20 protein-coding genes are annotated in these 22,795 nt (G+C 67.7%); 12 read left to right on the top strand and 8 right to left on the bottom strand.

The window, feature by feature from the left end; all coding sequences use genetic code 11:
• Positions 1–172 precede the first annotated feature (172 nt).
• From J4O73_RS11815 to J4O73_RS11790, 6 genes are read left to right on the top strand one after another with little or no spacing between them, the layout of a single operon-like run.
• A complete protein-coding gene (locus tag J4O73_RS11815) occupies positions 173–1,168 on the top strand; it encodes a glycosyltransferase (RefSeq protein ID WP_426217473.1) in 996 nt (331 codons plus the stop codon).
• Positions 1,155–2,270, top strand: coding sequence for an endo-1,4-beta-xylanase (locus J4O73_RS11810; protein WP_426217471.1), 1,116 nt, complete (start codon positions 1,155–1,157; stop codon positions 2,268–2,270). Before J4O73_RS11815 ends, J4O73_RS11810 begins: the two co-directional genes overlap by 14 nt.
• Complete coding sequence (locus J4O73_RS11805; RefSeq protein ID WP_426217469.1) at positions 2,270–3,064, top strand: polysaccharide deacetylase family protein; 795 nt, start codon at positions 2,270–2,272, stop codon at positions 3,062–3,064. The genes J4O73_RS11810 and J4O73_RS11805 overlap by 1 nt, the downstream gene beginning before the upstream one ends.
• A complete protein-coding gene (locus J4O73_RS11800; RefSeq protein ID WP_426217467.1) occupies positions 3,061–3,996 on the top strand; it encodes a glycosyltransferase family 2 protein in 936 nt (311 codons plus the stop codon). The genes J4O73_RS11805 and J4O73_RS11800 overlap by 4 nt, the downstream gene beginning before the upstream one ends.
• Entirely contained in the window at positions 3,993–5,183 is a 1,191-nt protein-coding gene (locus J4O73_RS11795) for a GNAT family N-acetyltransferase (RefSeq protein WP_426217465.1), read from the top strand. The genes J4O73_RS11800 and J4O73_RS11795 overlap by 4 nt, the downstream gene beginning before the upstream one ends.
• Complete coding sequence (locus tag J4O73_RS11790; RefSeq protein ID WP_426217463.1) at positions 5,180–6,142, top strand: NAD-dependent epimerase/dehydratase family protein; 963 nt, start codon at positions 5,180–5,182, stop codon at positions 6,140–6,142. Before J4O73_RS11795 ends, J4O73_RS11790 begins: the two co-directional genes overlap by 4 nt.
• Before the next feature lie 6 nt (positions 6,143–6,148).
• Here the strand turns inward: J4O73_RS11790 and J4O73_RS11785 are convergent, their stop codons facing one another.
• The 3 genes from J4O73_RS11785 to J4O73_RS11775 all read right to left on the bottom strand — a co-directional run bounded on the left by J4O73_RS11785 (position 6,149) and on the right by J4O73_RS11775 (position 10,866).
• On the bottom strand, positions 6,149–7,828 hold the full coding sequence (locus J4O73_RS11785; RefSeq protein ID WP_426217462.1) for a GMC oxidoreductase: 1,680 nt from the start codon (positions 7,826–7,828) through the stop codon (positions 6,149–6,151).
• A 214-nt stretch (positions 7,829–8,042) separates the two neighbouring features.
• On the bottom strand, positions 8,043–9,206 hold the full coding sequence (locus J4O73_RS11780; protein ID WP_426217460.1) for an acyl-CoA dehydrogenase family protein: 1,164 nt from the start codon (positions 9,204–9,206) through the stop codon (positions 8,043–8,045).
• Between the two features lie 73 nt (positions 9,207–9,279).
• Positions 9,280–10,866, bottom strand: coding sequence for an ABC transporter substrate-binding protein (locus J4O73_RS11775; RefSeq protein ID WP_426217458.1), 1,587 nt, complete (start codon positions 10,864–10,866; stop codon positions 9,280–9,282).
• A gap of 297 nt (positions 10,867–11,163) precedes the next feature.
• On the opposite strand from J4O73_RS11775, the gene J4O73_RS11770 reads away from it, so the two are divergent.
• Together J4O73_RS11770 and J4O73_RS11765 are read left to right on the top strand one after the other, a co-directional pair.
• The gene (locus J4O73_RS11770; RefSeq protein ID WP_426217457.1) at positions 11,164–12,141 is read left to right on the top strand and encodes a sensor histidine kinase; all 978 of its coding nucleotides are present in this window, start codon (positions 11,164–11,166) and stop codon (positions 12,139–12,141) included.
• 106 nt (positions 12,142–12,247) lie between these two features.
• Positions 12,248–12,523, top strand: coding sequence for a CsbD family protein (locus J4O73_RS11765; RefSeq protein ID WP_426217455.1), 276 nt, complete (start codon positions 12,248–12,250; stop codon positions 12,521–12,523).
• A 39-nt stretch (positions 12,524–12,562) separates the two neighbouring features.
• On the opposite strand, the gene J4O73_RS11760 is transcribed toward J4O73_RS11765, so the two are convergent.
• Positions 12,563–14,725: a molybdopterin-containing oxidoreductase family protein gene (locus J4O73_RS11760; RefSeq protein ID WP_426217453.1), complete on the bottom strand. Its 2,163-nt coding sequence runs from the start codon at positions 14,723–14,725 to the stop codon at positions 12,563–12,565.
• 96 nt (positions 14,726–14,821) lie between these two features.
• The gene (locus J4O73_RS11755; protein ID WP_426217451.1) at positions 14,822–15,283 is read right to left on the bottom strand and encodes a hypothetical protein; all 462 of its coding nucleotides are present in this window, start codon (positions 15,281–15,283) and stop codon (positions 14,822–14,824) included.
• A gap of 136 nt (positions 15,284–15,419) precedes the next feature.
• On the opposite strand from J4O73_RS11755, the gene J4O73_RS11750 reads away from it, so the two are divergent.
• The 4 genes from J4O73_RS11750 (at position 15,420) to J4O73_RS11735 (ending at position 19,726) form a co-directional block, all read left to right on the top strand.
• On the top strand, positions 15,420–16,160 hold the full coding sequence (locus J4O73_RS11750; RefSeq protein WP_426217449.1) for a GntR family transcriptional regulator: 741 nt from the start codon (positions 15,420–15,422) through the stop codon (positions 16,158–16,160).
• A 90-nt stretch (positions 16,161–16,250) separates the two neighbouring features.
• Positions 16,251–17,477: an MFS transporter gene (locus tag J4O73_RS11745; RefSeq protein WP_426217447.1), complete on the top strand. Its 1,227-nt coding sequence runs from the start codon at positions 16,251–16,253 to the stop codon at positions 17,475–17,477.
• Entirely contained in the window at positions 17,474–18,370 is an 897-nt protein-coding gene (locus J4O73_RS11740; RefSeq protein WP_426217446.1) for an amidohydrolase family protein, read from the top strand. The genes J4O73_RS11745 and J4O73_RS11740 overlap by 4 nt, the downstream gene beginning before the upstream one ends.
• A gap of 15 nt (positions 18,371–18,385) precedes the next feature.
• A complete protein-coding gene (locus J4O73_RS11735) occupies positions 18,386–19,726 on the top strand; it encodes an MFS transporter (RefSeq protein WP_426217445.1) in 1,341 nt (446 codons plus the stop codon).
• On the opposite strand, the gene pyk is transcribed toward J4O73_RS11735, so the two are convergent.
• From pyk to J4O73_RS11720, 3 genes are all read right to left on the bottom strand, one after another.
• A complete protein-coding gene (pyk, locus tag J4O73_RS11730; protein ID WP_426217443.1) occupies positions 19,723–21,153 on the bottom strand; it encodes a pyruvate kinase in 1,431 nt (476 codons plus the stop codon). The genes J4O73_RS11735 and pyk overlap by 4 nt on opposite strands.
• A gap of 162 nt (positions 21,154–21,315) precedes the next feature.
• Positions 21,316–22,365 carry an aliphatic amidase gene (locus tag J4O73_RS11725; RefSeq protein WP_426217441.1) on the bottom strand — a complete coding sequence of 350 codons (1,050 nt, stop codon included), beginning with the start codon at positions 22,363–22,365 and terminating at the stop codon, positions 21,316–21,318.
• 109 nt (positions 22,366–22,474) lie between these two features.
• Positions 22,475–22,795, bottom strand: coding sequence for an FmdB family zinc ribbon protein (locus tag J4O73_RS11720; RefSeq protein ID WP_426217439.1), 321 nt, complete (start codon positions 22,793–22,795; stop codon positions 22,475–22,477).

The following is a 22,795-nucleotide window of genomic DNA, read 5'->3' as shown; positions in this document are numbered from 1 at the left end:
GAAATCGCTTAATGAGACTAGAGAGGATCGCGCTCTGCTCCGTCAAGGGCCATGACCGAAAACGTGTGGGTATACATCTTCATCCATGTGGCTGGTGCTCGATACTGAGAGACGCGGGCGAATTATGTGCTACAATACAGGTCGTCTCAGTAACAGTTCGTGAGGATCGGGCATGGAGCAGGTTGATGCGGTAAAGCCGCTCTCCAGGCGTGGGTCTGAGAGGCGCTACCTCGTCATCGCCCCGAGCCGGGACGAGGCGAGCACCCTTCGAACCACCCTCGACAGCTTGCTGCGCCAGACATTGCCTCCCGCCAAGCTCGTGTTCGTCGATGACGGGTCCACGGACGAGACGCAGGCCATCCTCGCCGAGTATCGCGGGCGCATGCCCTATCTTGACGTGGTCCGTCGCGTCGATCGCGGCGTGCGCAAGGTCGGCCCGGGGGTCATCGAGGCGTTCAACGAAGGCCTCGGCACTGTCGACCTTTCGCAGTTCGAGTTCCTGTGCAAGCTCGACATGGATCTCGACCTGCCGGATGGGTATTTCGAGGGCCTCGTCGCGAAGATGGACAGCGATCCCCTTCTCGCGACCTGCAGCGGCAAACCGTATTTCCGCGAGGCCGCGACCGGAGAGTTGGTTAGCGAGCATATCGCCGACGAGTTCGCGGTCGGGATGACGAAGTTCTACCGCGTCTCGGCGTGGCGGGAGATCGGCGGCTTCCCGGTCTCCATCGGCTGGGACGGGATCGATTGCCATCTCTGCCGGATGCACGGCATGCGGGCAACGAGCTTTCCCGATCCCGAGCTTCGCTTCATCCATCTGCGGCCCATGGGGTCGAGCCACATCAGCCTGTGGCATGGCCGGATGCGCCATGGCCTCGGCGCCTGGGTGATGGGGACGCCCCCGCTCTTCATGCTGGCGGCGACTGTCTACCGGTTGAACAAGCGTCCGCGCGTCGTCGGCGCCGTCGCGATGCTGCTCGGCTATCTCCAGGCGTGGCGGCAGGGCGTGCGCCGCTTCGACAAGCCCGGCTATCTCGCCTTCGTGCGCTCCTATCAGCACCTCGCGCTAGTGATCGGCCGCACGCGGGCTGCCGAGCGCATGCGCCAGCGCGCGGCGCAGGGTGGACGCGCGCCGTCCTTGGACGGTGCGATGCATGGCCATCATTGACCGGCGAGCCCTGCTGGCGGGGGCGGCCTGCCTCGGTGCTGCGCCTCTGCTGCCGGCGACCGCGTGCCAGGCGCCGCGTCCGAGCCTCGCCGCCCTGGCCGAAGCGCGCGGGCTCCTGTTCGGCATGAGCGTCACGACCTCCATCGAGCAGATGTCCCGGCTCAAGCAGGTGGCGCTGGCCGAGGCAGGGATGCTCGTGCCCGGCGTCGAGCTGAAATGGGCCGGGATCGAACCGCAGCCCGGCCGGTTCGATTTCGCCCCGGCCGACCGGCTTCTCGACCTCGCGCGGGCGCAGAAACTCAAGGCGCGCGGCCATGCCCTCGTCTGGCACGAGGCTCTCCCCATAGAGGTGGCGCAGACCCGCACGCCTACCGCCATGGCAGCTCTGATGAAGCGCCACATTCATACGGTCTGCGGGCGCTACGCGGGTCTCCTTCATTCCTGGGATGTGGTGAACGAGCCCATCGAGCCTGGGCGCGACCGGCCGAAGGGCCTGCGCCGGACCCCGTTCTTCGAAGCCTTGGGCGAGGACTATATCGACCGCGCCTTCGCCCTGGCTGCCGAGACGGACGCCTCCGCGATCCTGACGCTGAACGAGTACGATCTCGAACTCGACACGCCCTGGCATGCGAGCCGCCGGGCGGCGATGCTGGACTTGCTGAACCGCCTGATCCGCCGCAACGTGCCGATCCGCGCGCTTGGCATTCAGGGGCATCTCGCGCCGGGGCGACATGGCGACCTGAAACCGGAGATCTTCGCTGCCTTCCTGCGGGACGTGGCCAGCCTGGGGCTGTCGATCTTCATCACCGAGTTCGATGTGGTCGATCGCGAATTGCCCGCCCCCGTGGCGAAGCGTGACGAGGCCGCCGCGCGGGCGGCGCGGGATTATCTCGCGGTCGCCCTGGCCGAGCCGGCCGTCCGCCTGCTCGTCACGTGGGGCGTGAGCGACGCCGACAACTGGGTCGATGGCAACGAGCAGTTCCGCCGTCGCGACGGCCTGCCCGCGCGGCCGAATCCCTATGACGACGCCTTCTGCCCGAAGCCCCTGCGCGCGGCCATCGCCGATGCCTTGCGCGCCGCGCCGGATCGAAGGGGCCACTGATGGATTCTCGCGATCCCGGTGGAGCCTTCGCCAGGGCCGGCGCGCGGGTGGGCCGCTTCACGGAGCGGGCGCTGGCGCGCCGTCTCTCGCGCCGTCCCGCGCCGTTGCCGGAGGGTTTCCCGCCGACGATGTCCTTCACCTTCGACGATTTCCCGGAATCGGCCTACGCCAACGCCCTGCCGGCTCTCGACCGGGCGGGTGCGCTGGCGACGTGGTACGTGTCCTGCGGATTGCTGGGGAAACCGAGCCCGGTCGGGCCGATCGTTTCACCCGATCGGGTCCAGGCGCTCCACGCGGCCGGACACGAGATCGGCGACCACACCCACAATCATCTCGACGCCCGTGCCGTCCCGGCCGAGGCCTATGACGGCGACCTCGCGGCCAATCACGCGGCCCTCGGCCGCCTCGTGCCGGGCCTGCGCCCGGCCTCCTTTGCCTATCCCTACGGCCAGGTGACCCTCGGCGCGAAGCGGGCCGCCGCCGCGCGCAACGTCACCTGCCGGGGGACGGAATCGGGGATCTCGCGCGGGACGCTCGATCTCGCGCTCCTTCCCGCCGTCGCCCTGTACGACTTGTCCATGACGCGCGAGCGCATCGAGGCGCTGATCGGCGACGTGGCGCGCGGAGGCGGCTGGCTCATCGTCTACACCCACGACGTCGCCCCCGGTCCTTCGCCCTGGGGCTGCTCGCCGGACCTGTTCGAGGCGACCCTGGCCGCCGCCCTCGCGGCGGGCCTTCGGATCGCGACGGTCGGCGCGGTCGCTGCCGAGATCGCGTCGGGAGAAAGCCTGTGAGCGCCGCGATCAGCGTCAGCGTGGTGATCTGCACCTACGAGCGCCCGCTTTTGCTGGCGCGCGCCCTGCGCACGGCGCGGGAGCAGACTTTGCCCCCCGGTGTCAGGGGGGAGGTCGCCGTCGTGGACAACGCGCCGAGCGGCAGCGCCCGTTCGGTGGTCGAGGCCATCGCGGCCGAGCCCGGCCTGCCCGTGCGCTACCTCGCCCATCCGGTGCCGAACATCAGCCATGCCCGCAACCAGGGCGTCGCGGGCACAGAGGGTGACCTCGTCGTGTTCCTCGACGACGACGAATGGTGCGAACCGGGCTGGCTCGCCGCTCTGGTCGCCACCGCCGAGATGAGCGGAGCCGATGTGGTGTTCGGCGCCGTCGAGCCGGATTTCGTCGATGGTGCGCCGGAATGGGACCCCGAGGGGCGCCCCCATCGGCGGCGGCTCTCCGCGCCGAGCGGCACGCCGATGGGGATCCGCCACGATGCGGCGGCGAGCGGACGCTGGATGGGCACCGGCAACTCTCTCCTGCGCCGTGCGACCTGCCTCGCCGGGCCGAACCCGTTCGATCCGGCTCTGGGTCGCGTGGGCGGGGAGGATCACGACCTGTTCGTGCGTCTCGCCGCACAGGGGCGTCGTATGGTCTGGTGCGCCGAGGCCGTCGTCCACGAGGTCGTGCCCGCCGACCGCGCCACCTTCGCCGCGCTCCGCCGACGCAACTGGCGCGGCGGCCAGCAATGGGCCGTCATCGCCATCCGGCGGGCGCGCCATCCTCTCTCCAAGGCCGTGCTCGTGACCTTGCGGGCGGGGGCGCAACTCGGCCTCGTGACGCTCCAGCGTTTGACTACGCGCAATCCCGCCGACCTTCACAAGCGTCGCCTCAAGGTGGCGCAAGTCGCCGGCAAGCTGTGCTGGTGGATGATGCCGCGAGGTCATCGATGACCGGCCTCTTCACCGTCGAGACGCATCGCGACGTGGCCGCCGCCTTCGCGAAGGTGCGGCCCGCGACCATGGCGGGCTATGCGTTCCAGAGCGAGCCATGGCTCGCCTGCTATGCCGACACGATCGGCTTGGCGGCGGGCGAGGAACCGCTGCTCCTCATCCTGCGGGAGGATGGCATAGCGCGGATGCTGGTGCCGCTCTCGCTCTCCCGGCGCGGATCGCTGCGGACCATCACCTTCCTCGGCGGGCGGGTGACCGATTACAACGCTCCTCTTTGCGACCCGGCCTTCGCCTCCGGTTTGGACGGCCCGGCAACGGCGCGGCTTTGGCAGATCCTGCGGGCGGCCCTGCCGCCGCACGATGTCCTCGATGTCACGAAGATGCCCGCGACCCTCGATCCGCCGGATGGCGTCGCCGGGCCCGTGCCGAACCCCCTCGCCCGCATGCCCGGCGCCAAGCTGGCCGGGCTCGCCCAAGCGCTTGCCATCAACGGCGATTACGAGGCTGTCTGCGCAAAGTTCTCGACGAGCTTCAACGCCCGCCAGCGGCGAAGCTGGCGTAAGCTGCGGGGACGCGGCGCGGTGGAGTTCACCGTGGCTGAGACGCAAGCGGGTCTGGCGCCGATCATTTCGGCGATGCAGGGGATGAAATCCCGGCGCTGGCTCGAGACCGGCAACGCGGATGCCTTCGCAGACCCGGCCTTCCGCGCCTTCTATGACCGCATCGCCACGGCGACCCTGCCGGAGGGGCACGTCCATGGCGATCTGATGCGGGTCGACGGGGTGCCCGTCGCCGCGCATCTCGGCCTCGTCCAGCGCGGCCGGTTCTACTACCTGATGCTCGGCTGGGAAGCCGGCGAATGGCGCGCCTTCGCCACCGGCCGACTGATGCTGGATGCGATGCTGCGCTGGGCCTGCGGCGAGCGCCTCGCCCTGTTCGACTTCACCGTGGGGGACGAACCCTACAAGCAGGATTGGGTCGATACCGACCTGCCGCTCTTCGCCTGCGAAGCCGCCGCCTCGGCGCGCGGCCGGGCCGCCCTCGGCGCCCGTGCCGTCAAGCGTGGTCTGCGCCGTCGCGCCAAACGGGTGCTGTGGTTGCGGAACGCGATCCGCCGCCTCAATGGCCGCCCGCCCATTCAGGAGCCGGCTCCGTCCGGCCGACACAAGGCTCCCGACAGCGCATGATCCCCGTTCTCGTCCTCGGCGCCACCGGCTTCATCGGGCGGCACCTCGTTGCCGCGCTCGCCGCCTCGGCAGAGTTTCGCCCCGTCGCGTTGGTGCGGCGGCAGAGCGCGTCCTTGCCGCCCGGCACCGAGACGCGGCAGGCGGATGTCACCGATCCCGTCGCACTGGCTCAGGCGGTGACCGGCATCGACATGGCGGTCAATTGCGTGGCGGGCGGCGACGCGGCCATGGTCGAAGGCACCCGCAACCTCTGCGCCGCCGCCAGGAAGGCGGGCGTGACGCGTGTCGTTCACCTGAGCAGCATGGCGGTTTACGGCCCGGCGATGGGTCTCGTCGATGAATCGAAGCCGCTCGATCCGTCGCTCGGCGTCTACGCCCGCGCCAAGGTCGAAGGTGAGACCATCGTCGCCGGGTCCGGCCTGGATTTCGTGATCCTGCGGCCGGGCTGCGTCCACGGCGCGGGCTCTGCGCAATGGACCGAACGGATGGGTCGTCTCCTGAGGCAGCACCGGCTCGGCGATCTCGGCGCGGCCGGAGACGGTACCTGCAACCTGACATACGTTGACGATCTCGTCGCGGCCATCCTCGCGAGCCTGCGCAAGCCCAGCGCGGCGGGGGAAGCCTTCAACATTTCCGATCCAGACCCGAAAAGCTGGAACGCCTATCTCGTCGGCCTCGGACGGGCCATCGGCGCCGTGCCGGTGACGCGCATCTCGCCACGCTGGCTGAAGATCGAGACCAAGATCCTCGCCCCTGCGGTCACGATCGCTCAGCGCACCGCCGGGCGTGTCGTGTCCGGCCTGCCGCTCCCGGCTTGCGTGCCGCCCTCGCTCGCGCGGACCTTCAGCCAAGACATCGTGCTCGACCATCGGCGGGCAAGCACGGAACTCGCCTTCACCCGTACGCCGCCGGACGTGGCCCTGGCCGCCGCCGCCGCGTGGCTGCGGACCCGGTTGTAGGATGGGTCAGGCCGCGTCGCGCTGGTCCGACCCGGTCAGATGCGGCGTGGCGGCGAAGCGCTTTTTCAGGGTCTCGGCAAGGCGAAGCGCCATCGCGACGACGGTCAAAGTCGGGTTGGCTTGGCTCGAAGTCGGGAAGACCGAAGCGCCCGCGATGTAGAGGTTCGACACGCCATGCACCCGGCAGGTCGTGTCCACTACGCCGCTCGCCGGGTTCGCGCTCATCCGCGTCGTCCCGATATGGTGACCGCCATAAGCGCCGTCGCGCAGCATGTGGTGCCCGACCGCCTCGCGGTCGTAGGTGAGGCGGCCGCGTCCCCACCGGGCGAGGTCGGCCGCGAACAGGTCGAGGGCCACTTCCGCCGTGCGAATGTCGGTGGGCGAGTGGCGCCAAGCGATGGCGAGGCGCGGCATGCCGAACGCATCCATCTCGGAACCTAGCGTGATGCGGCTCTCGCGGTTCGGCACCTGCTCGCCGTGGAAATCGATGCTGAAACGGTTGTCGCGCGTCGGCACGATCACGGATGGGAACTTCCGCGCGGCCAGCGTCCGGTAGCGAAGCCAGCGCCACATGAAGGCCGAGGTCGCCAATGGATCGCGCGCCACGTTCAGGGCGTGGCGCAGCCACATCCCCTCCCCGCCCCGGTTCTTCAAGCGCTTACCGTGCTCGTGCCCGACGAAGGGCTTGGCCAGATAGAGCACCGAGAGCGGGCCACTGCCGTGGCTCGGATCGGGGATGGCGGGGAAGTGCAGGCGCATCAGCCCGTTGGCGATCCCGTTCGCCTCCTGCGCGGCGGGCGTGAGGGCGAGGCGGCGACGGCAATAGCTGCCGTCATCGGCCTGCTCGTAGCCCGCCTGCACGTCGCCCGGCCCGACATCGAGCCGGAGATCACCGATCGTGCCCGCGATGTGGCACATGTAGAAGCGGCCCACGAGGCCGGAGGCGTTGCCGAGCCCTTCCGCGTGCCGGTCGCGGGAGGCGAGGAGCAGGCGCGGGATTTCGAGACCCCCGGTCGCCAGCACGACCTGCTGTGCCTCAACCCAAAATTGCTTTCCGTCGAGGGCGCGCACCGACAAGCCGCGCACCCGCACTCCGTCCGATTCCGTCAGGAGTTCGGTGACGTTGGCGCCGAGGATCACCTCGATGTTCCGGCTCGCATCCAGCCTATGGCTGTAGCGGGCGCCGAAGTTAGTCGGGCACGAGAAGCGCTCGATGCAGTCCGTATCGAAATTGTCGGTCGTGAAGCCACGGATCAGGGGACGCATGCCGCCCTGCTTCACCTTCGCAGCCGAGAAGACGTAATCGCCCGCCTCGCAGAGCGTCATCGCGGCCGGATAGTGCTTCGCCACATCCTCGTAGGAGATCGGCCAGCCGCTCTCTGCGATCCAGGGCCGCCGGTCGAAATCGATCGGGTCGTAAGGCAGGCAGCGACCGCTCCATACCGTCGTCGTGCCGCCGAAACGGCGCTCGCGGTAGCGGTCGGGCGGGCTATGCAGGTCGGGCTCATCGACCGTACCAGCATAGAGCGATTGCGCTTCGGGGAGTTTCTGCGCTTCGCCGCCTTCGAGCAGCAAAACGCGCAGGCCCGAGTCGGCAAATTCCAGCGCGAGCGTGATCCCCGCCGCCCCGGCGCCGACGATGCACAGATCGGCGCTGAGGATTTGTCCGTCCTCGACTGTCGCCACGTGCCTGATCAAATCATCGCCTCCCCGAGCGAGGCGCCGAATAATCAGAATGCAACCTCTGCTAGAAAATAGAACAAGCCGAAGCAGCGTTCAATGCTCGTTAGAGGTCATCCACCGCTCGATCACCCTATGGATTGTCGGCGAGCTTGAGACATCGTGGTGACGGTCGTCCGGATTTCACGGATATCTACGTAAATTAATCGGATTGAGTTGGTTAAAACGAGCGGGGCAGGCCGAGGATGTGCTCGGCGACGTAGGAGAGGATCAGGTTCGTGGAGATCGGCGCGACTTGATAGAGCCGTGTCTCGCGGAATTTGCGCTCAACATCGTATTCCGCGGCAAAGCCGAATCCCCCATGGAACTGGATGCAGGCATTGGCTGCCTCCCAGGATGCCTTCGCGGCGAGGTACTTGGCCATGTTTGCCTGGGCGCCGCAGGGCTCCCCCGCATCGTAGAGGCGGCATGCCTCGTAGCGCATGAGGTTCGCGGCCTCGATCTCGATGAAGCTCTCCGCGATGGGGAATTGCACGCCCTGGTTCTGGCCGATGGGGCGGCCGAACACCACGCGTTCCTTGGTGTAGGCCGTGACCTTGTCGATGAACCAGTACCCGTCGCCGATGCACTCGGCGGCAATCAGCGCACGCTCGGCATTGAGCCCGGTCATGATGTACTTGAAGCCCTGCCCCTCCTCACCGATCAGATTCTCCGCCGGGATCTCGAGGTCGTCGAAAAACAGCTCGTTGGTCTCGTGATTGACCATGTTGAGGATCGGCCGCACCGTCAGGCCCTTCTTCACCGCTTCGTGCAGATTCACGATGAAGATCGACATGCCCTCGGATTTCTTTTTCACCTGATCGAGGGGCGTGGTCCGCGCGAGCAGGATCATCAGGTCGGAATGCTGGACGCGGGAGATCCAGACCTTTTGGCCGTTGATGACGTAGCGGTCGCCCTTGCGCACCGCCGTGGTCTTGATCTTCGTCGTATCGGTGCCGGCCGTCGGCTCGGTCACGCCCATGGATTGAAGGCGCAGCTCGCCGGCCGCAATGCGCGGCAGGTAGTATCGGCGTTGCTCCTCGGAGCCGTGCCGGACCAGGGTGTTCATGTTGTACATCTGCCCGTGGCAGGCGCCGGAATTGCCGCCCGAGCGGTTGATCTCCTCCATGATGACGGAGGCTTCGGTGAGCCCGAGCCCGGAACCGCCATAGGCTTCGGGAATCAAAGCGGCCATCCAGCCCGCCTTGGTCAGCGCGTCCACGAACGCTTCGGGATAGCCGCGCGCTTCATCGATCCGGCGGTGGTACTCGGCGGGGAAGTCCGTGCAGAGCGCCCTGACCGCCTCGCGGATCTCGCCATGGCTCCCGTGATCGATCGTCTGCATCGCGTGTCCTCCCGTCGCCCAGATAGGACCGGGAGAGCGTCCCGCCAGCAAACCCGGCGGGACGCCGCAGCCCTCAGCCCTTCTTGACGTTCCAGAACACCGGGACGCCGTTGAGGACGCCGGTGATGTTGGGCTTGAACGAAGTCTGCACGAAATACTGGCCGAGCGGCAGGTAAGGCAGATCCACGAAGGCCTGCTTCTGGATCTCGGCGGCGACCGCCTTCTGCCCGGCGACGTCGGGCGCATCGAGCCACTTCGCCCGCAGGGCCTCGATGCCCTCGCTGGTCGGCCAGCCGATGGCGGCGTTCGCGCCGTTGCCGCGCAGGAAGGAACTCACCGCCGGGTTGGCCTGATCGAGCCCGGCCCAGAAGGTGCAGAACACGTTCCAGCCACCCTGCGAGATCGGGTCCTTCTTGGCCCGCCGCTGCACGACGGTGCCCCAGTCCATCACTTGGTAATCGACGTTGAAGCCTGCTCGCGAGAGGGTGTCGGCGGCAACGTCGGCCAGCGCCTTGAGGGTCGGGAAGTCGGAGGCGCCCATCAGGACGACCTTCTCGCCCTTATAGCCCGCAGCCGCAAGTTCCTTCTTGGCCGCCTCGAAGTCGCGCTTCGAGGTTAGCGCGCCGAGACCGACATCGCTCGCCATTGGCAGCTTCGGACAGAAGAAGCCGACCGGCGAGTACATCAGCTTCGGGTCGGTGCCCGTCACCGCCTGCATGAAATCGCTTTGGTCGATGACCTTCAGGAGCACTTGGCGGATTGCCGGGTTGTCGAAGGGCGGCAGCAACTGGTTCATCCGCAGGGTGCCGATGAGCCCGGTCGGATCCTTGATCGTCGTGGTCAGGCCCCGCAGCGTCGGCACGAGGTCAGCCGGGGGCTGCTCCCACCAATCCATCTCGCCGGTCTGCATGGCTGATGCGGCGGTGGCCTGATCGGGAATAACCGTCCATTCGACCCGATCGACATAGGCGCGCTTCGGGCCGGAGGTCCATTGCGGCTCGCCGCCCTCGCGCGGGACGTAATCCGCGAACTTTTCGTAGACGACGCGAGCGCCGACGATGCGCTCATCCGCCTTGAAGCGGAACGGTCCGCTGCCGACCATCTCCGTCACCTGCGTGAAGGCATCGGTCTTGGCCAGCCGCTCCGGCATGATCGCGCAGATCTGCGAGCCGACCTTGCCCAGTGCGTCCGGCAGCAGCACGAACGGCTTCTTCAGCCGGAACTGGATGGTGGTGTCGTCGGGCGCGGAGAGTTCGTCCGTGTAGCTCATGAGCGTCTGGCCCATGGCGTCGCGCTTGCCCCAGCGGGCGATGCTCGCCACGCAGTCGCGAGCGAGGACCGGCGTACCGTCGTGGAACTTCAGGCCTGGCCGCAGGGTGATCTTCCAGGTCTTGCCGTCGTCCTCCGTCACGTGACCCGCCGCCATCTGCGGCTGCGCGCGGTAGCTCGCATCGAGGCCGTAAAGCGTGTCGAAGATGGCCAGCCCGTGGTTGCGGGTGACGTAGGCGGTCGTCCAAATCGGATCGAGCACCGTCAAATCGGCCTGCGGGATGAACTTGAGCACCCGCGAGTTGGAGCCCTGCGCCAGTGCAGGTGCAGCCAGCACAGAGCCGGACGCGGCCATGAAACGTCGTCTGTTCAGCACGATCACTCGCTCCATCAAGGAAGGCGCGTGAGCGTAGCATGGGCTGGGCCATTGGCACCGTCCGCGTATCAAAGCCGAAGCTCATTGCTCCCCGGTTGTCTCGCGTCGGGTAGGTCGGCCTCCGGCGAGCACAGCGCCGGGCTTGGCGATGGTTGCTCGTCCCAGCACTGTAATGCGACAACGGCCCCGCTTTCGGCCCACGCGCGGGCCCTTGCTCGACCAAGGAAACTTGTCCATTTGCGGTCGAGCGCGCGGCCATGAATCAGGCATGGCTCACGTGGTCGTTCCACTGGCAGAAACATCGGGTCCGGCATGATCGAGCGGGGCGAAGCGTCCGACGAGGCTTGGACGCTCGCGAGCTTCAGCGACACGATCCATCGCGGCGGGGTCGGCCTCTGGGCGTGGTCGCCCTCGCGTCGCCTCGCGCGGCTCGACAGCCTGTGCCGGGAATTCTGGTGCACCGACGAAACGGTCATCGGTATCGACGAGCTTTTCGCCCGTGTGAACCTCGAAGACCGGCTCGGCATGGTCCAGGAGTGGGAGGCCAGCGCCACCGATCCGAACCCGTACAGTTTCGATTTCCGCATCGGCCAGGGGCCGGAGGCCCGCTGGATCTCGGCCCGGGGCGTCGGCGGCGATGCGGGCCGAGTCGGCGAATGGCTCCAGGCCATCTTCATGGACGTGACCGAGCACAAGCGCGCCGAGGAGGCCGAGCGACTGCTCACCGCCGAGCTGGCGCACCGGGTGTCGAACATGTTCAGCGTCGCCCGCGCGCTGACCTCGATCGTCTCGCGCGAGGCGCATACGACGTCCGGATTCGCCGACGACCTCGCCCGCCGCTTCGGCGTGCTTCACGAGGCGACGACCCTCGCGACGCGCTCGCGCAGCTTCGACCAGGGCCATGTGCGGCTTCAGGATCTCGCGCAGCGAATCCTCGCGCCCTACCTGCAGGGCGACAACATCGCGGTCGCCATCGCGAACGACATTACGGTCGGCTCGGACAAGACCAACGACTACGCGATGATCTTCCACGAGCTCGCGACCAACTCCGCGAAGTATGGTGCACTCTCGGGGGGCGGCGCGGTTCGGCTCGATGGCACCGTGTCGGGCGATACCCTGCGGCTGACCTGGAGCGAGGGCAGCGCCGCACCGGATGCCGTGAAGGCCGAGGGGACGGGTTTCGGCTCGCGCCTGCTCAAGCAAACGATCGAGCGTAGCCTGCGCGGCGGCTTCCAGCGCACCATCGACAGTGATGGGCTGCATTTCGAGATGACCGTTCCGCTGCGATAGGCGCGGCGAACGGCCCCTCCGCGCCGGAACCGGTGCGAATGCATCATTGCGTCTTCTGCCTCAGCCGCTATCTCCGCGCGCCCATCCACAATTCGGAGACATCGGGATGAGAACCCTCCGCACGGCTGCCTTTCGCGTCGCCCTGATCGGCATCGCCCTGACAGGCTCGGCCTTCGCCGACGATACCCCCACCACGGCGGGTGCGGTCGACCGGCTGAAGGGTCTCGCCAACGAGGCGGTCGGCAGCGCCAAGCGCGGGGTCGGCAACCTCACGGAAGACGAGGATCTGAAGGCCGACGGCCGGGCGCAGAAGCTCCGGGGTCAGGCCCAGCAGGAGCGGGGCAAGGTCAAGGATACGATCGAGAACGCCATCGACAAGTAAGGCGAGCGGCCCCGGCCGAAGCGGCCGGGGCCGACACGCTCAGTTGGCCCGTGAGACCTCGACGAGGTTGTCCGAGAAGGACGGCGCGTGGCCCATATCGGTGAAGGCGCCCGACGAGATGCTGTTCACCGTGCCCTCGTTGAGCTGGCGCCAGTAACCCAGCGTCGCGACTACGATGCCGGCCTTCACGTCGTCCGTGATCCGCGCGACGCCCTTGAAGGCGCCGCGGTCGTTGCCGACCTTCACCCGGTCGCCGTCCCGGATGCCGCGGGCATCGGCATCGTGCTGGCTGATCATCACGAACTGCTCGCCCTGGCCCTTCTGCTTGTCCTCCATGTTCGCGTAGCACGAGTTCAGGAAGTAGTGGCTCTTGGGCGAGACGATGTTGAGCGGGAAACGCTTGGCGAGCTCGGGATCGTTCGTGTGGGACTCGCGCGGGCCGAGGTAGTCCGGCAGCGGGTCGAGCGCCTCGCCCGGCTGGAAGCCCTCGTACATCTGCCGGAACGGCGGCGCGACGAAGTTCGTGGCACCCTCGACCTTCAGCATGCACTTGCCGGTCGGCGTCGGGAAGTTGCCCTCCTTATGCGGGGCGCGGTCATCCGGCGTGCCGACCTTGAGGCGGGCGAAGCCGTTCTTGCGCATGTAGTCGAGGTCGATGCCCTCACAGGCCGGCGCGTTCCAATCGACGTAGTGCTCGAGGCACTCGGCGTCGCTCCACTTGAAGTTCTCTTCCTCGTAACCGAGGCGGGCGGCGAGCTGCCGGAAGATCTCGTTGTTGGGGATGGCTTCGCCCGGCGCCTCTGCACACTTGGTGTTGTAGGTCAGGTAGAGGTGGCCCCAGGAGAGGATCATGTCCTCCATCTCGGCGCCCATCGTGGCGGGCAGCAGGATGTCGGCATACGAGGCCGTGTCCGAAATGAAGTGCTCGGCCGAAACCATGAACAGGTCCTCGCGCATCAGCCCCTCGACGATCTTGTCGGTCTCGGGCGCCTGCGTGACGGGGTTCGAGTTCCAGCACATCATCGACATGATCGGCGGGTCGAGCTGCATTTCGCCGGTGAGCGCCCGGCCGATCTGCAGGTTCGAGACGACGCGGGTCCCTTCCGGGATCAGGTCGGGCCGGCAGATGACGTCGAACTTGTAGGGGTGCTCCCACACGCCGAACTGGGTGATGCCGCCGCCGACATGGCGCCACGCACCGGTAAGCGCCGGGATGCAGGCGACCGCCCGGATGGTCTGGCCGCCGCCGTAGTGCCGCTCCAGCGCCACGCCGATGCGGATGGCGACCGGCTGCTCGGTCGCCATCTCCCGGGCGAGCTTGCGGATGTCGTCGGCGGAGACGCCGGTGATCTCGGCGGCCCATTCGGGCGTGCGCTCGGCGGCGCGCTCCTTCAAATCCTCAAAGCCGACTGTGTAGTTGTCGACATAATCCTGATCGACGAGACCCTGCTCGATGATCGAATTGATGAGCGCCATCGCCAGGGCGCCGTCAGTGCCGGGCTTCGGAGCGATGTGCCAATCGGCCGCCTTGGCGGTGCGAGAAGCGTAGGCGTCGATCACGACGACCTTGGCGCCCTTCTTCTGGGCGTCCTTCACGATGGCCCAGTGGTGCAGGTTCGTGCTGACCGAGTTGCAGGCCCAGATCACGATGTACTTGGAGTGGATGTAGCTGTCCGGGTCGAGGCCCGCGGTCGGGCCGACGGTCAGCAGCCATGCGGTGCAGGATCCCTCACCGCAGAAGGTCCGCTCCATGACGGTGGCCCCCATGCGGTTGAAGAAGGCGTCGCCGCCGTTCAGCCCGTGCACGAGGCCCTGGTTGCCGAGGTAGCTGTAGGGCGCGATGGCCTGCGGGCCGTGCTGGTCGATGATCGCCTTCCAGCGGGTGACGATAGTGTCGAGCGCCTCGTCCCAGGTGATCCGCTCGAACTCCTTCGAGCCCTTCGGGCCGACACGCTTCATCGGGTAGAGCAGCCGGTCGGGATGGTAGTGGCGCTTCTCGTAATCCTTCAGCTTCACGCAGAGGCCGCCCCGGGTCATCGGGTGGTCCGGGTTGCCGCGCACGCCCTGGAGCTGGCCGTCCTTCACGTCGAACAGCATCGAGCAGGTGTCGGGACAATCGTGCGGGCAGCCTCCGAAGAAGGTCTCCGTCAGGCTTTCGGCCTGGGCGACGATCAGCGAGTCCGGCTTGACGATCTCGTTCATGTTTCCTCCGCGTCCGAGCGTTGGGCCTTCTTGTTCCGGCGTGGGCCTGCTCGTTGCGAAGAAAGACTGCACTGAAACTGAAATAAGTCCAAACGTTCAGCCACGCCCCGCTGGCGGCGGGCGCCTTACGAAGTCCGGCAGGAAGTCGCGGTCGGTGAGTGCGGCGGCGAGCATCGCGAACAGTCCGAGATGCAGCCCGGCCGCTGCGAGCCCGGCATTCTCGAAAAACCAGAGGGCGACCGCTCCCGCTGCCATGGCGGGCGGGCCGCCGACGAAGATCGCGACGCGCCAGAATGCTGCGGGACGTGCGAGCCGCCAATAACTCGCGACGAAGGCTACCAGTGCGAACACGCCCTTCGTCGCGGCCATGAATCGGATGACCCGCGCGAGGTCGGGGTCCGGAATCGCGGCTGGGGGCCGAAGCGCCGCCGCGCCCGCCGCGAGGAGCGCCACGGATGTGAGTCCGACGAGCCATGTCCGTGCCCCGCCGATCACGGGAGTGGTCGCGGCCGCGAGATCGCGCCCGGCCATCGTCGCCTGTCTGTCCGCGAGAGCCATGGTCCCCTCCCCGGCGAGAACTGATGACAGCAAGTATAGCGCGCGGACGATCGGCCCTGTCCACGAGCTTGCAGAGGCTGGAATTGCCGCACCCACCCCATTGGCGGGGCGTCGGCCTTCTCATACAGTCATTCACATGACTTCGACCACCGCGCCGCAGCCCGACCTTCGCCTCCCGCTCTACCAGCGCCTCCGCGATCAGATCGCCCACCAGATCGCACGCAACGTCTGGCGCTCGGGCGAGCCGATCCCGACCGAGGCGGAACTGGCGGCCAGCCACGGCGTCGCTGTCGGCACGGTGCGGAAAGCCATCGACCTGCTCGTCGCGGATGGTCTCGTCGAGCGTCAGCAGGGACGCGGGACCTTCGTGCGGCGCCCGCGCTTCGACCGCTCCCTGTTCCGGTTCTTTCGGCATCTGGGGCCGGACGGCACGCAGGCCGTGCCGGAGGGGCGCATCCTCGACCGCGAGTCCCGGCGGGCGCCCGCCCATGTCCGCGATACCCTTGGTCTGGAGGCCAACGCCAAGGCGATCTACCTGGCGCGCACCCGGCTGCTCGACGGTCGGCCGATCCTCTCCGAGGAGATCTGGCTTCCGGCCGCGCGGTTCGCATCGCTGCTCAGTGTGCCGCTCGCGGAGATCGGCGATCTGCTCTATCCGGCCTACGAGCGCCTCTGCGGCGAGATCGTTGCCCGCGCGGAAGAGACGCTGACGGTGGGGGCCGCGCAGGCCAGCGATACCACGGCACTCGGCATTCCCGAGGGGGCACCCGTGGTGGTGATCGACCGCCTCGCATTCGGTTTCGACAACCGCCCGATCGAATGGCGCCTGACGCGCGGCGCAGCGACCGATTTCCGGTATCGCGTCGAGATCCGCTGACCGGGCGGGCCGGACTTGACGTCCCACGGCCGTCGTGTTCATCTATTCATATAAATGACTAGTCCTCTTGAAGGGGACGGAGGAAAGCCCTTGTTCCGCTGGTACCGCGAGATCGGTCCGGTTGAGCGCCGCACATTCTGGTCCTGTCTGGGCGGATGGTCGCTCGACGCGCTGGACGTGCAGCTCTTCAGCCTCGCGATCCCCGCCCTCATCGCCACCTTCGGTCTGAAACACACGGATGCCGGGTTGATCGCTGCCGTCACCCTGGTGTCGGCAGCGCTCGGCGGGTGGATCGGCGGCGTGCTCGCGGATCGGGCCGGGCGTGTCCAGGCGCTTCAAATCACCATCCTGTGGTTCGCGGTCTTCACTTTCCTCGCGGCCTTCGCGCAGAGCTTTCACCAACTTCTGATCCTCAAGGCGCTTCAAGGTCTCGGCTTCGGTGCTGAATGGGCGGCGGGCGCCGTCCTGATGGCCGAAGCGATCCGGCCCGAGCATCGCGGCAAGGCGCTCGGCGCCGTCCAGGGTGGCTGGGCGCTCGGCTGGGGCACGGCAGTGCTGCTCGCGACCATCGCCTTCTCGGCGCTCAGCCCGGACGCGGCGTGGCGCGTGCTTTTCGCCTGCGGCCTCGCCCCTGCCCTGCTGGTCCTCGTGATCCGGCGGAATGTCCCCGAGCCCATCCGGCCGCGCGAGGCTTCGGGCGCTCCCGCCGGGCCGCTCGCGATCTTCTCCCCCGCCATGCGTCAGGTGACCTTGGCGGGCACGCTGATGGGCCTTGGCGCCCATGGCGGCTTCCACGCTCTGTTCACGTGGCTGCCCACCTACCTCAGCACCGAACGCGGCGCCTCGGTCCTGAAGTCGAGCCTCTATCTCGGAATCATCATCGCGGCTTTCGGGCTCGGATGCCTCGTCGCGGGCGAGCTCGTGGACCGGCTCGGAAGGCGGCGGACCGTGGCGCTCTACGCCGCCGCCTGTATGGCTCTGGTGGTGCTCTACCTGCTGGTCCCGGTGAACGGCACCGTGCTGCTGCTGCTCGGCGCGCCGCTCGGCTTCTGCACCGCCGGCATTCCGGCGAGCCTGGCCGCCCTGTTCAGCGAACTCTACCCGTCGGGCCTGCGCGGGACGGGAATGGGCTTTTGCTACAATGCAGGGCGCCTCGCCTCCGCCCTGCTGCCGCTGATTGTCAGCCTGCTCAGCGAAGTCTGCGGCCTCGGCCCGGCCATCGGGCTGTCCGCTTTGACGGCCTACGGGCTCGTTCTCCTCGCCGTGGCGCTCCTGCCGGACGGCACCGCTCCCCTCCGTACCGGGATGATCCGATGAATCGGCGCTCCTTCTGTCGCGATCTGTTGGCGGGCAGTCTCGCCCTCGCCCTGCCGCTGAGAAGCCGTGCGACGGAGAGTGCGCCGGTCCGGATCGACACGCACGCCCACATCTTCACCCGCGACCTGCCTCTCGTGGGCGACCGTCGATACGCTCCCACCTACGACGCGAGCATCGTCGATTATCTCGCCATGCTCGACCGCAACGGCATGACCCACGGCGTGCTGATCCAGCCGAGCTTTCTCGGCACCGATAACAGCTACATGGTCTCGGCCCTGCGACAGAACCCGAAGCGGTTGCGCGGCATCGCCGTGCTGGCGCCCGAGGCAGACGAAAGCACGATGCGCGACCTCGCCGGGGCGGGCGTCGTCGGCCTGCGCCTCAACCTAATCGGCAAGCCCGATCCGGCCTTCGCGAGCCCGGCGTGGCAAGCCCATCTCGCGCGGGTGAAGGCCCTCGGTTGGCAGATCGAGGTTCAGGCCGAGGCGCATCGCCTGCAAACCCTGCTGCCGCCGCTGATCGAGGCAGGCGTCCCGGTGGTGGTCGATCATTTCGGCCGCATCGACCCCAAGCAGGGCCTGTCGGATCCCGGATTTGCGCAACTCCTGGCTTTCGGGCCGGAAGGCCATGTCTGGGTAAAGCTCTCCGGCGCCTACCGGATCGGCAGTGGCGAGGACGGCCAACGTACGGCCCGGGAGGCCGCAGAGCGCCTCCGCACCGCCTTCGGTGTGAAGCGCCTCGTCTGGGGTAGCGACTGGCCGCACACGCAATTCGAAACGAAGGCGAGCCCGGCCCAGGCGCGGGCCGACCTTTCCACCTGGGTGCCGGACGAAGCCGAGCGGGCCATCGTCCTCAGGCAGACGCCCGCCGCCCTCTTCCGCTTCGACGTCTGACACGAGGAGACGACCATGGCCCCGACGCCCACGCCCGATGCGGCGTTCGAGAGCCGGACGATGCGCAAGGTCGGCCTGCGCCTCATCCCGTTTCTCGTGCTCTGCTACTTCATCGCCTATGTCGACCGCGTGAATGTCGGTTTCGCGGCGTTGACGATGAACCGCGATCTCGGTCTCTCCACCGCCGCCTTCGGGCTCGGAGGCGGCCTGTTCTTCGTGGCCTACGTGCTGTTCGAGGTGCCGAGCAATCTTGCGATGGAACGGGTCGGCGCGCGGATTTGGATTGCGCGGATCATGATCACGTGGGGCCTCGTCGGCATCGGCTCGGCCTTCGTGACCGGGGCGGTGAGCTTTTCGGTCGCCCGCTTCCTATTGGGCGCGGCCGAGGCCGGGTTCTTCCCCGGCGTGATCCTGTACCTGACCTACTGGTTCCCCAAGGCCTATCGCGCGCGCATCGTGGCGATGTTCATGGTCGCGATCCCGCTCTCGAGCTTCTTCGGCTCACCGCTTTCGGCGGCCCTTCTCAAGCTCGACGGGATGGGCGGATTGCGGGGGTGGCAGTGGCTCCTGATCATGGAGGCGATCCCAGCGGTCCTGCTCGGCCTCGGCGCCCTCGCCCTGCTCCCGAGCCGCCCGTCGGAAGCGAAGTTCCTCAGCCCCGAGGAGCGGACGTGGCTCTCGACCAAGCTCGACGCCGAGCGCCGGGCCGCCGAGGCCGGTTCGGGCCACCAGCCGCATGGCCTCGCCGCCGTCGGCTCCGTGCTGCGGAACGGGCAGGTGTGGCTGCTCGCCGTGATCTACGCAGGGAGCTCGGCCACCAGCAACACCCTGTCGCTGTGGATGCCGCAGATCCTGAAGGGCTTCGGCCTGAGCGAGATGGAGACGGGCCTCCTCAACATGATCCCGTTCGGAATCGCCTCGGTCTTCATGATCGTCTGGGGCCTGCGCGCCGACAGGAGCGGCGAGCGCATCTGGAGCACCGCCCTGCCCCTGGCGCTGACCTGCATCAGCTTCGCCCTGACGCTGACCACCGGCTCGCTCGCGTTGACCCTCGTGCTGCTGTCGCTGGTGCTGCTCGGCAATTACGCGATCAAGGGACCGTTCTTCGCTCTCGCGACGGAAACCCTGCCTCCTGCCCAAACGGCGGCGGGCATCGCGGCGATCAACACCTTGGCCCACCTGGGCACGGGGGCGATCACGTCTCTCATCGGACTTCTCCGCGAGCAGACGGGCAGCTTCCCGGTCGCGCTCCTGCCGCTCTGCGCCCTCACCGGAATCGGCTCCGCCCTGGTGTTCTGGATCGGCCATCGCCGTACCAAGGCGATGGCTGCCAGCCCCACCGCCTCGGCGGCTTAACCGCCGGGTGCAGGCTCGATCTGGATGAGGCGGATGTTGTTGGTGTTGCCCGTGGTTTGGAACGGGATGCCGGCGGCGGTGACGATGATGTCGTGGGGCTTGGCGAACCCCTCGTCCTGCGCGTGACGGCAGGCATCGGCCGTCATCTCCTCATAGGAGTCGACGTCGCCGGTATGCACGGAGTGGGCGCCCCAGAGCAGAGTGAGGCGGCGTGAGGTGGCGAGATCCGGAGTCAGCGCCAGGATCGGCACGGCGGGGCGCTTGCGCGCAACGCGGGCGGCCGTGGTGCCGCTCGCGGTATAGGCGACGATGGCGGCGGCGTGGATCGCCTCTGCCAGCGTCGCGGTCGCCGTCGCGACGGCGTGGGGCGGGGTCTCTTCCTCTCCCGGCTCCGAGGCCGCGATGATCGAATGGTAGAGCTTGTGCCGCTCAACCGAGCGGATGATGCGGTCCATCATCGCCACCGCCTCGGCGGGATAGCGCCCGGCCGCTGACTCGGCCGAGAGCATGACGGCATCGGCGCCGTCATAGATGGCGGTGGCCACGTCCGAGGCCTCGGCGCGGGTCGGCGCCGGGGCGTTGACCATGGAATCGAGCATCTGCGTCGCGACCACGACCGGCTTCACCGCGAGGCGACAGGCACGGATCAACTCCTTCTGACGGCCGGGTACGTCCTCGTGCGGAATTTCGACGCCGAGGTCGCCGCGGGCCACCATGACCGCGTCGGAAAGGCGGATGATGTCGTCGATCCGCTCCAGCGCCTGGGGCTTCTCGACCTTGGTCATGATCCCGGCGCGCTCGCCGATGAGACCGCGTGCCTCGATGACATCCGACGGTTTCTGCACGAAGGACAGCGCCACCCAATCGACCCCGAGTTCGAGACCGAAGGCGAGGTCGGCCCGGTCTTTGGGCGTGAGCGGCGAGAGATCGAGCAGCGTGCCCGGCAGGTTCACGCCCTTACGGTTCGAGATGACTCCAGCCGTGATCACCTCGGCCTCGATGGCGTCGGTCTCGATGCCGACGACCCGCACCCGCACGCGGCCGTCGTCGATGAGCAGATCCTGCCCTGGCACCACGGCGGCGAAGATCTCGGGGTGGCGCAGGGGGATGGCGTCCTTGCCGCCCTCCGACCCGTCGAGGACGAAGCGCACCCGCTCGCCCGCCTCGAGGTCGAGCCGCCCGTCGCGCAGCGTGCCGATGCGGATCTTGGGCCCCTGGAGGTCCTGAAGAATGCCGATCGGCCGCCCGACCTCGCGCTCCAGGGCGCGAATGGCCGAATGGACCTTGGCATGGTCGTCATGCGTGCCGTGGCTGAAATTCAGCCGGAACGTATCGACGCCGGCCAGGAACAGGGCCTTCAGCATCTCCGGTGTGTTGCTTGCGGGACCGACGGTGGCGACGATCTTGGCGTAGCGGTGTCGGCGCATGGCTCGCTCGGCCTCGTCTGGCCGCCTCTGGGATCGGGTGCGGGAAACACGCGGGCCAGCGCCCGCGCCACGGAGGATTCGACCAGGCGATGATGCCATCGCCCGGCGCCTCGGGGAATCCGGGGTGCCCGTTTCCGCGTTCCCGATCCGCGATGCGACCCGTCAGGGATCTGGCGGACCCTCGCCCTGCCCCACGAAAGGGATGCCCTCGATCGGGCATTCTTCCGTTCCCACGCTTTGGCGCGTGATGGCGCGGACGGCGTCGCGTGTGGCGTCCGGATCTTCGATCCACCGGCGATAGAACTCGTAAGGGCATTCCGACAGGCCGTGCCGGTTCTCCTTCGAGTTGATCATGCCGGTATAGCCCCGGTGCAGCAGCTTGAAGAGGTGGTTCTCCGATTGGCCGTGAGCGCGAAAATCGCGGATGAGGAACTTCGAGAGGGCAGCATATTGGATGCCCATCTCCTCCTCACCGCATTCGCCGAGCGTTCGCCCATCGAAGCCGATGATCGCCGAGTGCCCGAAATAGGTGTACACGCCATCGAATCCGGCCGCGTTCGCCACCGCGACGTAAGTGTTGTTGGCGAACGCCATCGCTTTCGAGATCAGGATCTGCTGTTCCTTGGCCGGATACATGTATCCCTGGCAGCGGATGATCAGCTCGGCGCCGCGCATGGCGCAATCGCGCCAGATCTCGGGATAATTGCCGTCATCGCAGATGATGAGGCTGATTTTCAGGCCCTTCGGCCCGTCCGAGACATAGGTCCGGTCCCCCGGATACCAGCCCTCGATGGGCGTCCATGGCATGATCTTGCGGTACTTCTGCACGATCTCGCCCTGATCGTTCATCAGGATCAGGGTGTTGTAGGGCGCCTTGTGCGGGTGCTCCTCGTGGCGCTCGCCGGTGAGGGAGAAGACGCCCCAGACCTTCGCCTCGCGGCAGGCGGCGGCGAAGATCTCCGTCTCCGCCCCGGGGATGGCCGAGGCGGTCTCATACATCTCGGCGGCGTCATACATGATGCCGTGCGTCGAATATTCGGGGAAGATCACGAGGTCGAGGCCCGGCAGGCCAGACTTCATGCCGACGATCATCTTGCCGATCGCCTTGGCGTTCTCCAGAACCTCGGCGCGGGTGTGCAACCGCGGCATCTTGTAGTTCACGACGGCCACGCCGACGCTGTCCTGGCTGGACGAGATGTCCCCATGCATCATGGCGTGATCTCCTCTTCCGCGGCGATTGTCCGTCTTTCGGGGGATTAGGCGCGACGTTCGAAGGGCCCACCGTCATGGCCGCACACGGTCAGCCATGACGGTGGGACGGTCAGTGGCTGATCATCCAGGGTCGCGCGCTGGGGAAGCTCTTGGCAGCGGCCGGAGCCGTTGCCTTGCTCGTTTTCGGCGCGCAACAGCCGCAACCGGCCCCGTGGGCGCCGGAGCGCCGGGGGGCATGGCGGCTGCGCTCGTTGGTGGCGTGCGCCGCCTTCAGCCCCGCATCCATGCCGCCGATGCGCGGCGCGGTGAGGAAGGCCCGTTGGCTCGCTGCCCCGCAATCCGGGCAGGCATGCGGCTCGCGAAACTCCGCCATCGGCCGCATGACCGTGAAGGGCCCGCAGGCCTCGCAGGCGTAATCGTAGACCGGCAT

Source organism: Methylobacterium sp. NFXW15 (assembly GCF_049887755.1).
Taxonomy (GTDB): Bacteria; Pseudomonadota; Alphaproteobacteria; order Rhizobiales; family Beijerinckiaceae; genus Methylobacterium.
The sequence above is the reverse complement of the archived record's forward strand: the minus strand, read 5'-3'. Positions and strand labels throughout refer to the sequence as shown.

What these genes read in the sequence shown, in the direction of transcription:
- J4O73_RS11795 (WP_426217465.1), top strand. Translation starts at nt 3,993, where the DNA reads ATGACCGGCCTCTTCACCGTCGAGACGCATCGCGACGTGGCCGCCGCC.
- J4O73_RS11790 (WP_426217463.1), top strand. Translation starts at nt 5,180, where the DNA reads ATGATCCCCGTTCTCGTCCTCGGCGCCACCGGCTTCATCGGGCGGCAC.
- J4O73_RS11750 (WP_426217449.1), top strand. Translation starts at nt 15,420, where the DNA reads ATGACTTCGACCACCGCGCCGCAGCCCGACCTTCGCCTCCCGCTCTAC.
- J4O73_RS11815 (WP_426217473.1), top strand. Translation starts at nt 173, where the DNA reads ATGGAGCAGGTTGATGCGGTAAAGCCGCTCTCCAGGCGTGGGTCTGAG.
- J4O73_RS11805 (WP_426217469.1), top strand. Translation starts at nt 2,270, where the DNA reads ATGGATTCTCGCGATCCCGGTGGAGCCTTCGCCAGGGCCGGCGCGCGG.
- J4O73_RS11775 (WP_426217458.1), bottom strand. Translation starts at nt 10,866, where the DNA reads ATGGAGCGAGTGATCGTGCTGAACAGACGACGTTTCATGGCCGCGTCC.
- J4O73_RS11780 (WP_426217460.1), bottom strand. Translation starts at nt 9,206, where the DNA reads ATGCAGACGATCGATCACGGGAGCCATGGCGAGATCCGCGAGGCGGTC.
- pyk (WP_426217443.1), bottom strand. Translation starts at nt 21,153, where the DNA reads ATGCGCCGACACCGCTACGCCAAGATCGTCGCCACCGTCGGTCCCGCA.
- J4O73_RS11770 (WP_426217457.1), top strand. Translation starts at nt 11,164, where the DNA reads ATGATCGAGCGGGGCGAAGCGTCCGACGAGGCTTGGACGCTCGCGAGC.
- J4O73_RS11735 (WP_426217445.1), top strand. Translation starts at nt 18,386, where the DNA reads ATGGCCCCGACGCCCACGCCCGATGCGGCGTTCGAGAGCCGGACGATG.
- J4O73_RS11740 (WP_426217446.1), top strand. Translation starts at nt 17,474, where the DNA reads ATGAATCGGCGCTCCTTCTGTCGCGATCTGTTGGCGGGCAGTCTCGCC.
- J4O73_RS11720 (WP_426217439.1), bottom strand. Translation starts at nt 22,795, where the DNA reads ATGCCGGTCTACGATTACGCCTGCGAGGCCTGCGGGCCCTTCACGGTC.
- J4O73_RS11755 (WP_426217451.1), bottom strand. Translation starts at nt 15,283, where the DNA reads ATGGCTCTCGCGGACAGACAGGCGACGATGGCCGGGCGCGATCTCGCG.
- J4O73_RS11760 (WP_426217453.1), bottom strand. Translation starts at nt 14,725, where the DNA reads ATGAACGAGATCGTCAAGCCGGACTCGCTGATCGTCGCCCAGGCCGAA.
- J4O73_RS11765 (WP_426217455.1), top strand. Translation starts at nt 12,248, where the DNA reads ATGAGAACCCTCCGCACGGCTGCCTTTCGCGTCGCCCTGATCGGCATC.
- J4O73_RS11810 (WP_426217471.1), top strand. Translation starts at nt 1,155, where the DNA reads ATGGCCATCATTGACCGGCGAGCCCTGCTGGCGGGGGCGGCCTGCCTC.
- J4O73_RS11725 (WP_426217441.1), bottom strand. Translation starts at nt 22,365, where the DNA reads ATGATGCATGGGGACATCTCGTCCAGCCAGGACAGCGTCGGCGTGGCC.